Source organism: Pontibacter deserti (assembly GCF_023630255.1).
Lineage (GTDB): Bacteria > Bacteroidota > Bacteroidia > Cytophagales > Hymenobacteraceae > Pontibacter > Pontibacter deserti.
In genome coordinates this window covers 731,329-746,575 of sequence record NZ_JALPRS010000001.1, presented here as the reverse complement: position 1 = coordinate 746,575, position 15,247 = coordinate 731,329, and the positions used below count along the sequence as shown (strand labels likewise).

The following is a 15,247-nucleotide window of genomic DNA, read 5'->3' as shown; positions in this document are numbered from 1 at the left end:
GATGCTTAGGTTTGCTGTATTAAACTCTCTATAGGAATGCCTGGGAGAAAACATTATTTCTTCTCTAAGGAACGTGACGAAGTCTTTTGCGCCTGGCTTGTTTTCTTTACATTGTCAGGCTGGTAGTATCCTGCCCCGACAATATAGGTCTTGCTGCCATGCTGCACTTTGCGAACATAAGTATACTTTTGTGTAGGTGTGTTATCTCCGGGTTTGTACCAGTAGTAGTCTGTCCAGGCGCTGCCTTTCTTTAGTGCGGCTTCTGTATATTCCCGCACAAAGGACTTGCCTTTCACATCTTTCTCATTATACATATTCTTACCTTCCAAACTAGGCTGGGCCGGGTGTACCAGTATCATACCTTTGCTGTCTTCTACAAAAACGTAGGTATCCATAAAGTAAAATGAGCCCTTCTTATCACGCAATTCATCAAAGGATGCTTCGCCCTTCTCCTGCACCAGCGAGGCAGCATGGTTTACCAGGTCTATAATAAAGGCTTTGTCCATCTGCATATTATAGATACCGCTGCCAACCAGGTATTGCTTGCCATCCGGGAGTTTCACCCGCTTTACAAAGCTCGATTTCCAGGTAGGGAAAATGTCACCAGGCTCCGGGAACATATAATGCACCCAGCCTTCCCCTTTCGTGCTTTTAGCCGCTTCTATGAACAATTTTCCATAAGGTCTTCCATGTACATCCGTAGTACCATCAATCTTTTTTCCTTCCAGTGATGCATCTGCTCCATGAAAAGCACGGGTTCCATCCAAAGACCATACAAAGAGATAAGTATCGTTACTAAACCACCGGGATCCCTTCTTCCGGAAATCAGGGAAGGCTTTCACACCGCGCTTTTCAAGTTCGGAGGCAGCATCGCGCACAAGTGTCATCAATTCGGGGGCTGTCAGTTTCTTAGTTTTTTCTACTGCTTTAGGCGCATCGGCCAGGTATACACCACATCCCACACCAAAGGTCTCCCCTTCGAATGTTGCTTTGCGCACATATGCAGATTTCTGGGTAGGTACGCTCTCGCCCGGCTTGGGCCACATATAGTCTACCCATCCGGAGTCACTGGTCTGCACCGTTTTGATAATCTCACGCACGAGGTACTTGCCCTGCGCGTCCTTCATGTCGAAGTTGTTGTTCCCTTCCACTGTCGGAAAAGCCGGGTTGACGACCTCGACGCCCTCCATGGTGAAGACAAAAATGTAGGCGTCTTTTGCAAGATAAGGCCCTGCCGGATCGTGAAAGGTTTTAAAAGCTGCTTTGCCATGCTTTTCAATTTCGGCCTGTGCACTTTTCACCAAATCTACCACAAATTCTTTCTCCATACGGTCGTTGTACATGCCGCTGCCCACTATGTAGCTTTTGCCGCCAGGCGCCTTTACCAGTTGTACGAAGCTGCTCTTCCAGCGAGGCAGCAGGCCACCGGGCACCGGCCACTCGTAATGGTACCATCCCTCGGGTTTTTCAGGTATAGCCGTGGCAGCTTTAATGAGGCCCCGGATAATAGGTTTTCCGTTGACGTCCTTCAGGTCCAGTTGGTTCTTATTTTCCATTCCAGGATCAGCGTGCACCAGCATGTTGCCTTTGGTATCCAGCACGAAAATATAAGTTTCTCCCTGCCGCCAGCGGCTACCGGGCGTACGAAGCTCAGCAAAGGCTTTTTCCCCATCTTTACTGACCAACATGGACGCATCCTTTACTAAAGCGGCAAGCTGGCGTGTTGATACCTGTACATCGGATTGAACAGCAACAGGAGCCTTACGCTCTGAAAAGGTACCAGCCAGGCTATTGCCGTTTACATGTTGCCCATGCGCATTATGTAAAATATAAACTGCACAGACTGCTAAAAACAAACAGGAAGTTGCTTTCATGATACTAGTGCGAAAAAAGAAGTAGTGGTACATTAGCTCTCAGAACCTATCAGAATATTTCATCAAGTCCTTCTGCGACAAACCGGGGTGATTTGCCTTTACAGATCTCGCCTGTGCTTAGCAACAAGAGCAAGTTGCACTTATGCAGGCGCAACGTAGATGTGCTTCAAAAACATAAATAACCCAGCCTGCCAGCTTTTCAACTACAAGCTTGGGTGTACCAGTTATCTATTTTATTTCTTATACTTTTTAACGCTGATTCTAACAGACTGTTTGCTGAATCTGGTACCTGTTGCCCCTGGCCGCACAATAAATGGCTAACTGCTGCTTGTAACTGGCAGGTGCTTCCGGGTAACTGGTAAAAATTTTGTAAAGAATGATCCTGATTAGTAAGAAATAAACACCTCAAAGTGTTAAGTCTTTGTTAATTTATAAAGTATAGCTCAGGCACGTTTAAGCTAGTATAACCTGAAACAGCAAGTGCTTATACTCATCCTGAGAGTCGATCCGGGTGTTCTGCGCCGAATAATAATCCCTTGCCAGCAAATTTGCAGCTTATACCTTTTCTACGTAGTTATACTTCCTGAACAAGTAACAGGGCTAGCTGTAAGCACACACTGGAGCTATACTTTGATATATGGTTTTAGATCCTTGCCTGGTAAGTATAAAGTTGGTAATACCTTCCCTTTTGTTCCAGCAATTCTTCGTGGCGGCCTTGCTCTGCTATGCGACCTTGCTCTATCACCAGGATCTGGTCGGCCTGGCGGATGGTGCTGAGGCGGTGAGCAATAACAAAGGTAGTGCGTCCCTGCATCAGGTTCTTCAGGCTGGCCTGTATCAGGCTTTCACTTTCGGTATCTAGGTTAGAGGTGGCTTCGTCAAGTATAAGGATGCGCGGGTCAGCAAGTATAGCACGGGCAATGGCAATGCGCTGCCGCTGTCCTCCCGAAAGTTTCACGCCCCGCTCCCCTATCAGTGTATCCAGTCCGTCCGGGAAACGGTCAGTGAACTCCTGCACATGCGCTGCATGTACGGCTTGCTGCAATTGTGCTTCGGTAGCGTTCGGGCGCGGAAAAAGTATGTTCTGCCGTATGGTACCTTCAAATAAAAAGTCGTCCTGCAGTACTACGCCCAACTGGCTACGGTAGCTTTGCAACGTTATGCTTTGCAGGTCGTGGCCGTCTACGGTAATGATACCACTTTCGGGGTTCAGGAAGGAGGCAGCCAAGCCGGCTATAGTTGTTTTACCGGAACCGGATGTACCCACAAGTGCTGTAACGGAGCCGGCAGGTGCTTTAAAACTAATCTCCTTTACCACGTCTTTTCCGGATTCGTAAGCAAAGGATACACGGTCAAAAACGATGTCACCATGTATCGTATCTAGCGCTAATGTCCTGTGCCCGGTTTCACTTTCCAAGGGTGTGTTCAGGATCTCTTCGGTTCGGTCGAGGCCGGCAAAGGCTTCTGTAAACTGGCTGCCGATGTTGCTCATCTGAAGTATAGGCGCAATCATAAAACCTAAGTATAGAGTAAAGGCCAGAAAGTCGCCGAAGGTCAGCTCGCCCTTCATGATCAGGTACCCACCAATACCCATAATGCCCGCCGATGCCAGGCCCAACAGCAAGGTAGCCGCACTCGTTACCATGCTGGTGGTGGTAAGGCTTTGCTTCACATTCAGGAATAACCGCGTAACGCCATTCTCAAACACCTTTATCTCCTGTTCTTCGGCATTAAACCCTTTAATCACGCGAACGCCGCCAAGTGTTTCAGTTAGTCGACCGGTTACCTCCGCATTTATCACTCCGCGCTCCCTGAAAATAGGCCGTATCTTGCCAAAAGCCTTCAGGGAGATCACCCCGAAAATTGCCACCGGGATCAGGGCAAAACCCGTCATCAAGGGGCTGATGTAAATGAGCAGCCCCAGGCATATCAACGAAGTCAGTACGCCACCTACCATTTGGGCAAAGCCAGTACCTACCAGATTTCTTACGCCTTCCACATCCGTCATGATGCGTGACACCAGCTCGCCTGTTTTGGTATTGTCGAAGAAGCGGATGGGCAGCTGGATGATGTGCCGCTGCACCTTGGCCCGCAACTGCGAGATCAGGTGCTGCGCTTCCACGCTAAGTATTTGCGTAAGCGCAAACGACGTGATAGACTGAATGGTAATGGCTACTACCACACCTCCGAGCAGCCACTTCAGCATCGTACTATCACCACTCGGAATCACATCATCGATAAGATATTTACTCGCCCCGGGTAACACCAATCCAGCCAAACGGCTTATAATAATTAACACCAACCCAACAGCCAGGTAATTCTTACGAGGCCAGATGATGGTTCTGAAAACCTGCGCTACTGTTACTTTATTTAGCTTCTTTGATTTTGACATAGTTTAATTGTTGTACAGCTTCGAAGATGTGCAGTAGTTTACCCACTACCTGGCATCTATACTTTAGGAGTGTGTAATTTACCATAATTACCAGCAGCCTTTCGCTAAAGGCCTTATAAAGTTGGTATGGAATATACTTTTTGTATGGAGTCAGGAGAATAAAGGCGTTGCAAATTGGCTCATGATTCTTGTGCTGCACCTATGTTTTGTCATCATAAAATCATTATATTTATACTTGTTTCCGCTTACCTACCTCTCACCTTAAACTATAAAACATGAAACATCTTCTACCTGTTTTGCTACTGGGCCTTACCTTGCTTTTCCAGGCTTGTTCGGCCCCGGCAGATTCTACTGCAACCGAAAGCGGTAACCCTTCCCTGTCAAGTTACCTGGATTACTCGGGCCGGGAAGACCAGTTGAGTGGCGGCGCCCGCAAAATAAAAATTTCCACGCCTAAAGGAGAATTCAATGTATGGACAAAGCGGGTTGGAAACAGCCCTACCATGAAGGTGCTGTTGCTGCACGGCGGCCCCGGCGGTACGCACGAAGCATTTGAGTGTTTCGACAGTTATCTGCCTAAGGAAGGCATTGAATATTATTACTACGATCAGCTTGGTTCTCACTACAGCGACCAACCCAACGATACCAGCCTCTGGAATACTGCCCGTTTTGTTGAAGAAGTGGAACAGGTGCGCAAAGCTCTTAAACTTGATAAGAACAACTTTTACCTGTTGGGGCATTCCTGGGGTGGCATATTGGCAACGGAATATGCTCTTAAATACCAGAACAATCTGAAAGGTCTGATCATTTCGAACATGATGTCGAGCGTGCCGGCTTATAATAAGTACGCCGAAGAGGTACTGGGTCCGCAAATGGATCCGAAAGTGCTGGCAGAATTGAAGCAGATAGAAGCTAACAACGATTTCTCGAACCCGCGCTACATGGAGCTGCTTATGCCTAACTTTTATACCAAGCACGCTTTGAGAATGCCCCTGGAGCAGTGGCCAGACCCGGTAATGCGCATGTTTAACCACATGAACCAAACTATTTATGTGCAGATGCAGGGCCACAGTGAATTTGGTATTACCGGCAACGCCTCCCTTAAAAACTGGGACCGATCTAAAGACCTTCCTGCTATAAAAGTACCTACCTTAACTATAGGTGGCCAGCACGACACCATGGACCCGAAACACATGGAATGGATGGCCAGCCAGTTCCCGAATGGCCGCTACTTATATTGTGCTAACGGCAGCCACATGTCGTTCTATGACGACCAGAAGACATACTTTGATGGATTGGTGAAGTTTATTAAAGACGTAGACAGTGGAAACATGAAGAAGTAAATACCAAACAATACCTACCCCTTTACGCTGGAAAAGGTCTATAAACCTAACTGATTCCTTAAAATGTGGCAGAGTAGCCTTACCAACTATCAACTACTTTATAGTGAACAGCCATAACCTTTATACCTGGTTATGGCTGTTTTCATTTACAGATTAAACATCAGGTTAGCCTGAAGTATAGATTCATCCAGTTCTTTGATACCGGCTACATTCTTCCAGTAGCGCCATTCAGAGCCAACGTATACTTTACCTGGTTTTGCGCGTAAAGCACCGAGATCCAGGAACAGCTGTGGCTGTGTAAGATACTGGGAACTGCCTGGTCCACGATCTCCTATAAAATCCATAAAACCACGGAACCTGAACTGTACTTTGTCTGAGGCAGGTAAGGGTATGTCCCAGCTTGGTGTTATCTGGTAGGTGCCATTATACGATGAGCCGTGCTGCTTATAGTAATAGGTTTCGAGCTGCAGTAAACCTGGTATGCCAAATTTAATAGCCGGTCCAAAGGTGTAGACAAAAAAATCTTCCGGTCCACCAAACAATACGTTTATACCTGCCCCTAGCAACACATCACTTATCGGTCCCAGTTTTAACTCGGTGCCGGTAGCGCGGCCAAGGCTCACTTTCGGGTAATACTCCAGGTATAAATCGGGACTTTTTAAACTCACATCGTTTGATAGATCTGCAAAGCCAAAATGCTCAAAAGAGCCATAATCGCCAAAGTGCTCAAAGGTTATGGTTGCTAGATCTGCTTTCTCTTTCAGGTTGCGCCCGTAGAGGAACTGCACATCAGAGCCGCCATTATAAATGATCTGGGCATGCGCGGAAGAATTAATTAGGAGCACCATTATTAAAAGCAGCCACGACAGGAAATTAACTTTCGCAGAAAGTATAGGTGGAGTTTTGGTGGCCAGATGCACGAAGTAAGATGTTGGTTTCAGGATCATCCTTGATTAAAGTATAGCTTATTGTTCTGGTTTATACTTGTTCTTTAGTTATTAGGGTAATCATACTATAGTTTTATACCTAACTTTTCGCTGTAACAACCTGATCCTCATCTTTATGTATTCGCTGCCCTGTAGTATAGCAGCTATATCCTTCAAGTACAATTTCTAAATAAGAATAATTTATCTTCTTTCAGCACATAAGTATAAATTTTCAAGTCAGCACATCCGCTCCTGCAAACACAACTATTTGATAAGCTATCACTTATAAAACAAGAGCTAGCATATTGTAGCTGCCATCTTATTTCTACCCTTTCATCAGGCCATATTTTTAGTAACCCCATAATGTAAATTCCGTTATACCTATATCTGAATGAAAAGAACTGAATATTACAACTAACAACATAAATGACCTAACCTATACCCGGAATGATGCGTAGCGTAAAAGCAAAACGACTCTCTCTGTTATAGTTTACCTCCCAAACTCTTCCGGCTATATGCACACTTTTTACTAAAAAATTAAATACCCTTTATCAACTGAATATTATATGAAAAAGCTACTATTACTCCCTTTATTAGCTGCCTTATCTTTAACTTCCTGCAACGACGACGATGGTGAGTCTATACCTGCACCAGTATCAGAAGTAGATGCTGATATGAGAGGCGACTGGACCAATACCTTTGTAAAAAGAGAATACATTAGCGACCGAGATACCGTAATGTACGCTGATTCAGCGAACATCCAGGCATTTTTTAAATTCGATGGTGTACGGATGACTGTAAAACTACCAAATAGCAATACGACAGATGTATGGAACTATAGTTTCCCGGATGCAGATAATCCCAACTATATCAAATTGACAAAAGGTAATGAAACAACGGATTACATCATTAAAACACTTAATGATTCTGTAATGGTTTGGGAAGACGAAGAGGCATGGGCTGGTTTCCCTGCAGATGCACCTGAAGCTCAACAAACAACATCACAGAAAGGTATTTACACCTACAAATTTGTACGGGATAAATAGCCTTTGCTGAGCTAAGCAATACATGCAGCAACAAGGTGCGGGCGTTACGTCCGCACCTTTTGTTTTTTATATTAACCTGAAATTCTTTCCCCGGCTCCTGCCACTGGTCAGGCTTGGTAATTTATTATCATTTCGGATGTTTTGCCGAACTTGCATCTTTATACTTAGCGCCTTTACCTGCTGCAATACTTATGAACCGTTTTATACCTGCAGAAACATCTGCTGAACTGCTCCGAACTATAAAATCGAGATCGATAAGAACGGAGTATGAGCATGAGAAACACCGGCTGGTTTTGAATTATGATGCGGGTAATGAGTTATACTTCAGGTTGCCACTGGTACTGCCTTCTCCGGATAACAGCCAATCCCAAGATGATGATAAGGTCAATTATGTAATCCTGCTGATACAATCCGGTAACTGTGCACTGGGTTATTTCGAGAACGGTGTGAACCTGGATCATAAAGTATTCCGGTCGTATATGGTGCGCAAAAAGCAGGGCAAGAGCCAGATCAAATACCTGAAAACCAAAGGCAAGTCCAGAGCTGGCTCACGGGTACGGTTAGGCGAAACAGTAGAGTTCTTCGAGAACATAAACGAGCGGCTGCAAAGCTACTTCGAAGAGCATGAGGTACACCGCATTGCCATAAGCTGCTCCAAAACACTTATTCCCTATCTTTATAGTTCCAAGGTTAAAACACCATTCGATAAGAACGACCCGCGCCTGTTTAAAATACCAAAGCACATTCATACACCTATTTACGAAGTGATGCTCGATGCCAACCGCTTTCTGCAACGCGGCGAACTTATTTATAACGAAGAACAGGAAGCATTTGTAGATGAATTACTATCCGCTACAGGGTTCTCCGGGTATCAAGAAGAGCAGGAAGATGAGTTTAATGATAGTGAGGAGGAGGATTTTGAAGAGGATGACTTTGACTATGAAAACTAAAATATAGCCAAAGAAATTCCGACATCATCAGAGCTGCATGAACTTTACTAAAGCTTACATTTCACTTAAGAGTACAAGCATTACTTACTTCGCTTAAGGTATAAATCTTCCTGCTTCAGTTCGTTTAAAACTTTATCTCTCCTTCCCAGTAAATACCCCAAAATAATAGTGATTACCTGTTTATCACTTGCGTATGGCTGAAGGTTCGAAAGAAGATATAACTAATCAAAATTTTACCGGGTTTGTGAGTGTGCGTGGTGCCCGGGAACACAATCTAAAAAATGTAGATCTAACCATTCCCCGTGATGCGCTTGTAGTGTTTACGGGTGTGTCCGGTTCAGGAAAATCATCGTTGGCTTTTGGCACATTGTATGCTGAAGCACAACGCCGTTACCTGGAATCTGTATCGCCATATGCCCGCCGTTTATTTCACCAGATGGCTGTGCCTGAAGTGGATAGTATAGAGGGCCTTCCTCCGGCAGTGGCGCTGCAACAGCAGCGCGGCACACCTACAACCCGATCATCAGTTGGCAGTATTACCACATTGTCTAATTTGTTGCGCATGTTGTATTCCCGTGCTGGTGATTACCCTCCGGGCCAATCCATTATCTATGCCGAAGCCTTTTCACCTAACACTCCTGAAGGTGCCTGCCCGACCTGCCATGGACTTGGGCGGATCTACGAAGTAACTGAAAAATCGATGGTACCTGATGATTCTCTGACCATACGGGAAAGAGCAATTGCGGCATGGCCTACCGCTTGGGGTGGTCAGAACCAGCGCGACATTCTTGTAACACTTGGCTTTGATGTGGACCGCCCGTGGCGTGACCTTCCTCAGAAAGACCGGGACTGGATTTTGTTTACAGAAGAACAGCCCGTAGTACCCGTTTACCCCGGTTATACCCCGGAGCAAACACAGCGTGCATTAAAGCGCAAAGAAGAGCCTAACTATATGGGTACTTTTACCAGTGCCCGCCGCCATGTTTTTCATACTTTCGCCAACACCAACAGCCCGCTCATGAAAAGGCGGGTAATGCAATACATGTTAAGCACAGACTGCCCTATGTGCCAGGGCAAGCGCCTAAGACCAGAATCATTGTCTGTTAAATTTGCAGGTTACGACATTACTGAACTATCAAGACTGCCGCTGAAACGCGTAGAGACTATACTACGTCCGTTTGCTGAAGGGAAGGATACAGGTCATAAAAAGCAGGAAGCCGAGCACCCGGAACAAACAATTGTAGCGCAACGCATTGCTGCAGATCTGTGTGCCCGCATACAGGTTTTGCTTGATCTGGGCTTAGGTTATTTATCGCTGGAGCGAAGTACGCCTACCCTCTCACCGGGAGAACTGCAGCGTTTAAGATTAGCAACCCAGCTTTACTCTCATTTGTTCGGAGTGGTGTATGTGCTCGACGAACCTTCTGCAGGTCTGCATCCTGCTGATACAGTGGCTTTGTTAACCGCTTTAGACGGACTGAAGAAAGCAGGCAACTCGCTGTTTGTGGTAGAACACGACATGGAAGTAATTGGGCATGCTGACTGGATTGTAGACGTAGGTCCTGATGCCGGCGAAAAGGGCGGTGAGATTTTGTATAGTGGCCCACCAGCAGGACTCAGGCATATTAATGTCTCTAAAACAGGTGCTTACTTGTTTGGAAAGTATAATTCCTTTAACCGTACTCCCCGAGAACCAGCCGGCTGGCTACGTTTAAGTGGTGTAACCCGCAACAACTTACATAACCTGGATGCTGCATTTCCGCTTGGTGTTTTTACCTCTGTTACAGGCGTTTCCGGTTCAGGAAAATCAAGCTTGGTAAGCCAGGTATTGGTTGAATTAGTAGCTACGCACCTAGGCCATGAACTGCCCACAGAAGAGGAAGAAGGCGATGAATTAGAGCGTGCAACACCTTTACAGAGTGGCGGACATATAACTGAAGGTATAGAAAGTATAAAACGGCTTGTGCGCGTAGACCAGAAACCAATTGGCCGAACACCCCGTTCCAACATGGCTACCTATACCGGGTTATTTGATCATGTACGCAAGTTATTTGCTGCAACTAAAACAGCCAGGTCCAGAAGGTATGATGCTGGACGATTTTCTTTTAACGTAGCAAAAGGCCGCTGCGAAAACTGCCAGGGCGAAGGCTTTGTGATGGTAGAACTGCTTTTTTTGCCAAGTGTATATGCTCCCTGCCCGGTTTGCCAGGGCACACGATACAATGCTAAAACACTGGAAGTAACCTATCGGGACAAAAACATAGCAGAAGTTTTAGATATGACGGTAGATGCTGCCTGGCTTTTTTTTGATGAAGAACCGGCTATACACAGGGCATTGACAGTATTGCGCGAAGTAGGTCTTGGTTATTTAAGATTAGGACAGCCTGCTACAGAGTTATCCGGGGGTGAGGCACAGCGCATTAAACTTGCCACTGAACTGCAACGATCCCAACGCGGAAATACCCTTTATATACTTGACGAACCTACTACTGGCCTGCATCCTTCAGACGTGGAAAAACTGATCACGCAACTCGATGGCCTAGTGGAAGCTGGCAATACCGTTATAGTTGTAGAACACGATATGCGGGTGGTAGCAGGAAGCGATTGGGTAATTGATATTGGCCCGGGAGCCGGGGAAGATGGCGGTCATGTAGTAGCAGCCGGAACGCCGGCACAGGTTGCTAAAGTGAAAGCCAGTAAAACTGCTCCATTTCTCAGGAAATTATTAGAAGGAGCCTGATAGGTTATTTACCAAAGTATAGATCATACAGTAAAGTATAACCTCAGATGCCTCATACCTTAACTGGCAGTTGATAAACCAATTACGAATGCATTTATACTTTATAGTATAAGTATAGGCAAAGCTCCTGCTCAGGTCCAAAAACATCCTTTAAGCATTTGCGTTACTCATCACCAACAATGGAGACAAAACAGATTAACTTAAACAGTTTTATTAAAGGCCTGTTGGCTATGTTGCTGGTTTCGCTGCTCCTGTTTTTAGGCAAAACATTTCTTATACCTGTCGCCATTGCTGCCTTTTTTTCGATGTTGCTTTACCCCATGGTTCAGCGTTTGCAGCGCCGTAACTTTAAAGAACCTGTAGCTGCCCTTATCTCTATACTTATTTTACTGACTGTACTGATAGTGTTGTTTACAGTAGTAATCACCCAGGTCAGGAGTCTGCAGTCAGACTTGCCGAGGCTGGAAGAGAAAGTGGAAGAACGGACAAAAAGACTTCAATGGCTCGTTTATAAAACCACTGAACTCTCGGCAACAGAGCAGGAAAAGATCATAGAAGAAAAGAAACCGGATATTGCCAAAGCAATTTTTAAAAGTGTTCGGGATGCCGTAATAGAAATACTCTCTATCCTGCTGTTCATTTTTATCATCTTAACCTATACTTTCTTTTTTCTGATCTACCAGCAGCGCATTCAGAACTTCCTGGTACAGCTCCAGTTATTTGACAGTCAGAAGGCATCGAAAGTAATGTTCGCCCGGATGTCCAGGATCATCCACCATTACCTGAAAGGCACGCTTACGGTTATCTCTATTCTGGCTGTAGTGTATGCACTAGGCTTCTGGGCGATTGGCCTGGATCATGCTATCCTGTTTGCCCTTATAGCAGCTATTCTTCGCATTGTGCCTTACTTCGGATCTTTTGTTGGAATTGCTTTCCCGATTGCTTTTGCCTTGCTTACCGGAGATTCTTTATGGCAACCTGTACTGGTACTTGTTTTCTTTATGATACTGCAACTGATAGAAGCAAACCTGCTTACGCCTTACATTACCGGCTCCCGAGTTAAGCTTAATCCGTTGGCAACTATCATGGTTATTTTGCTTGGTAACCTGTTATGGGGAGTAGCCGGCATGGTGTTGTTTGTCCCGATTTTTGCAAGCCTTAAAGTTATAGTTGATCGTATCCCGCACCTGACACCCTATGGCTATATTTTAGGTAAAGAGGAAGATGAGATGGAAGCTTTGGAGAAGTAAAAGTGTAAACACTACTCCACCGCCCGGAAGTATATTTTCTCCGGAAACTTACCTAACGCATAAAGAGTAACATCGCAGAGCCATACAGACTGGATGTGATGGTTTACCGGTTTATAGTAGGCCCCGCTTCCCGGTTCATCCTTTTTCACCCGTACCATTTCAAGGGCTCCGTTAAAAGGTGCCTCACTCATCTCTACTTTAACACGTTTCTCCCCTCTTGCCAGGTAATCCAGCATATCGTCGGCTCCGGCTACCATAGCCAGGTCGCCTTTAGGTCCAGGGTAATCCGGCAGATCGATATACCAGGTACCGTGGGGTTCTTTGTAAAAAGTAAATATAGCTTTGTCAGAAGGCGCTTTTTGCGATCCCGGCATTAGTGTAACAGCAAGTATAACAGATAGTAATAGTAACATGCAGCTAAAACAAGCTGGTGCTTTGCTAAGTTCTATTTCCTGCTGTAAGTATAAACTGTATTTACAATTCGAACCTTATATCCATACCTTTCGGAGCTTCCAGCTCACAAACTATAAAATTGGCAAAACTACCGGAGCCACAGCTGGGTAACTTAATTTCACTAACCGGATTACCTTTGTAAAAACCTTTGTGAAGCATAAGCTGCACTGTAGGATCATAACAAAGGTTTTTCTGAAGGCTCTCCATCGTATTTGCAAGTGCGAAACAAACCCAGAAGTTGGGATGATGAAATTCGGAATGTAGAATTAGTGCATATTTCATAAAGTGCTAAGTATAAAGTTGAAGGATTATACTTTTACGTACTCAACAATATATAGTAGTTATACTTGTCTTGTTTAAGTTATATGTTAACTCAAAAGAAAAGGCAGCTGGTTTAGTAGCTGCCTTTTCTGCCTGATAATTAAGTTTAATAATCGTCGTCTTCGTTTTTGCGGGTAAGCAGCATTACAGCGCCTGCGGTAATGGCAGCTGCTATGGCAAACTTTGCAAACAGCCCCATCTTATCGTGCTTCCACTCAGCTTTGTAGCCTTTTTCCACAAAAATGTTCGGGAACTTACCATGCGTCAAATCTTCAATTATACCTTCCACAACATTTACACGGTCTGCCAAAATAAGCGGTAACCAGTGGCTATACTCGTTTTCGCTATTCTTAAAGGCCATGCGCCGTATCATACCGCTTAATCCGCTTAAGGGTACGGATGTACCAAACACAGCTGTTACGTTAGGCCGCTCAATAGAATGCAGTATTTCAGTATTAATGGGTTGCTGCGTTGGCCTTTCCCAGGTATAGCCTTTATGTTCTTCATTGGTACGTCGCTTCATTGGGTATGTAGGATCATTTTTCGGATCCGCATCTATACCCCAACCTTTTATATGAGAGTGGTCTCCCCCTCTTTTATTTTCGAATGGTCTGTTATCTTCCATGATAGTATAAGTTAAATTCTGGCTGATGGCGGAATAAGAACCGGTTTGATACAATTATCCAGCTTGGCAGAGAACAAGCGATAGCCATCGGCTACTTCTTCCAGCGGAATGCGATGTGTGATAAGCTCTTTCGGATTAATAACACCGTTCATTACGTGATCAATAAGCCTAGGAAGCAGGCGTTTTACCGATGCCTGGTTTGCGCGTATGGTTATACCTTTATTTACCACATTACCAATTGGCACCAGGTTATCAGTAGGTCCGTAAACACCAACTATCGAAACAATACCACCCTTTTTAACACAGTTAATGGCCCAATGTAACGCTGTAGCCGAGCCTGCCTGCAGCAGCAACTTTCTGCCGGTTATAGTTTGCATTGCGTTTCCGGTTGCTTCCGCACCTACGGCATCGATACATACGTCAGCCCCTAATGAGTCTGTGGTTTTCTTGGCAAACACAGCCAGGTCCCCTATCTCTTTATAATTGTAAGCTTCGCACTGAGCATAGTTCCTGGCAAACTCTAGGCGGTAATCAATCTCATCGATAATAATTACACGGCCAGCACCAAACAGCCAGGAGCATTTGGCAGCCATAATACCTACCGGGCCAGCTCCGAATACCATTACCGTATCTCCGGGCTGTATACCACCCATTTCGGCTGCCTGGTAACCTGTTGGTACCACGTCTGTCAGCAATACCGCATCATCAAGGTCCATACCTTCCGGAATGATGGTTGGCCCAACATTGGCATACGGTACACGAACATACTCTGCCTGTCCGCCATTGTAGCCACCGGCAGTATGCGAATAACCGAAAATACCTCCTACTGCTGTTGCCTGTGGGTTAGATTCATGACAGTTGCCATATAATTCCTGCTTACAGAAGGCGCAACGCCCGCAGGAAATGTTGAATGGCACCAACACATTATCGCCTACTTTCAGTTTAGTAACCTCAGAGCCGATCTCAACTACTTCACCGGTAAACTCATGCCCGAAGGTCATGCCCACGCGTGTATCAGGAACGTTGCCATTATAAAGATGCAGATCAGAACCGCAGATGCAGGAACGTGTAACCCGAACGATAGCATCCTCGGGGTGCAGTATCTCAGGCATGGGCTTGTGGTCGATACGGACCCGTTTCGGGCCCCGGTAATTCATTGCCAGCATAAGTTTGTTTTCAGTTAATGTGAGACATAGCAAAATAAATTGCATTTCAGATCCTGTTTCAGTCAGTTCAAAACCCGACTGTTCAGAATTATATTACATTAAGTACTCTATTACAATATCAAGGTTTCACAAAAAAGGACAATAAATACATAGCTAAATAT

General features: G+C 45.2%; 11 protein-coding genes. 5 read left to right on the top strand and 6 right to left on the bottom strand.

What is annotated here, in order from left to right:
- Positions 1–53 precede the first annotated feature (53 nt).
- Together MJ612_RS03140 and MJ612_RS03135 are read right to left on the bottom strand one after the other, a co-directional pair.
- Entirely contained in the window at positions 54–1,874 is a 1,821-nt protein-coding gene (locus tag MJ612_RS03140; RefSeq protein WP_187029365.1) for a cache domain-containing protein, read from the bottom strand.
- A gap of 643 nt (positions 1,875–2,517) precedes the next feature.
- On the bottom strand, positions 2,518–4,266 hold the full coding sequence (locus MJ612_RS03135; protein WP_187029364.1) for an ABC transporter ATP-binding protein: 1,749 nt from the start codon (positions 4,264–4,266) through the stop codon (positions 2,518–2,520).
- Between the two features lie 275 nt (positions 4,267–4,541).
- Between MJ612_RS03135 and MJ612_RS03130 the strand changes: the two genes are divergently transcribed.
- Positions 4,542–5,609, top strand: a complete 1,068-nt coding sequence (locus MJ612_RS03130; RefSeq protein WP_187029363.1) for a proline iminopeptidase-family hydrolase — start codon at positions 4,542–4,544, stop codon at positions 5,607–5,609.
- A gap of 146 nt (positions 5,610–5,755) precedes the next feature.
- Here the strand turns inward: MJ612_RS03130 and MJ612_RS03125 are convergent, their stop codons facing one another.
- Entirely contained in the window at positions 5,756–6,556 is an 801-nt protein-coding gene (locus MJ612_RS03125; RefSeq protein ID WP_187029361.1) for a hypothetical protein, read from the bottom strand.
- A gap of 545 nt (positions 6,557–7,101) precedes the next feature.
- On the opposite strand from MJ612_RS03125, the gene MJ612_RS03120 reads away from it, so the two are divergent.
- From MJ612_RS03120 to MJ612_RS03105, 4 genes are all read left to right on the top strand, one after another.
- Entirely contained in the window at positions 7,102–7,581 is a 480-nt protein-coding gene (locus MJ612_RS03120; protein ID WP_187029359.1) for a hypothetical protein, read from the top strand.
- Between the two features lie 191 nt (positions 7,582–7,772).
- Positions 7,773–8,531, top strand: coding sequence for a hypothetical protein (locus MJ612_RS03115; RefSeq protein WP_187029357.1), 759 nt, complete (start codon positions 7,773–7,775; stop codon positions 8,529–8,531).
- 193 nt (positions 8,532–8,724) lie between these two features.
- Positions 8,725–11,271: an excinuclease ABC subunit UvrA gene (uvrA, locus tag MJ612_RS03110; RefSeq protein ID WP_187029355.1), complete on the top strand. Its 2,547-nt coding sequence runs from the start codon at positions 8,725–8,727 to the stop codon at positions 11,269–11,271.
- A 179-nt stretch (positions 11,272–11,450) separates the two neighbouring features.
- Positions 11,451–12,521, top strand: coding sequence for an AI-2E family transporter (locus tag MJ612_RS03105; RefSeq protein WP_187029353.1), 1,071 nt, complete (start codon positions 11,451–11,453; stop codon positions 12,519–12,521).
- A gap of 11 nt (positions 12,522–12,532) precedes the next feature.
- Here the strand turns inward: MJ612_RS03105 and MJ612_RS03100 are convergent, their stop codons facing one another.
- From MJ612_RS03100 to MJ612_RS03090, 3 genes are all read right to left on the bottom strand, one after another.
- Positions 12,533–12,934 (bottom strand): DUF6717 family protein, encoded by a 402-nt coding sequence (locus MJ612_RS03100; protein ID WP_187029351.1) that lies wholly within the window; start codon positions 12,932–12,934, stop codon positions 12,533–12,535.
- A 467-nt stretch (positions 12,935–13,401) separates the two neighbouring features.
- Positions 13,402–13,920, bottom strand: coding sequence for a hypothetical protein (locus tag MJ612_RS03095; RefSeq protein ID WP_187029348.1), 519 nt, complete (start codon positions 13,918–13,920; stop codon positions 13,402–13,404).
- 11 nt (positions 13,921–13,931) lie between these two features.
- The gene (locus MJ612_RS03090; RefSeq protein WP_187029346.1) at positions 13,932–15,086 is read right to left on the bottom strand and encodes a zinc-dependent alcohol dehydrogenase; all 1,155 of its coding nucleotides are present in this window, start codon (positions 15,084–15,086) and stop codon (positions 13,932–13,934) included.
- Between the last annotated feature and the right edge of the window lie 161 nt (positions 15,087–15,247).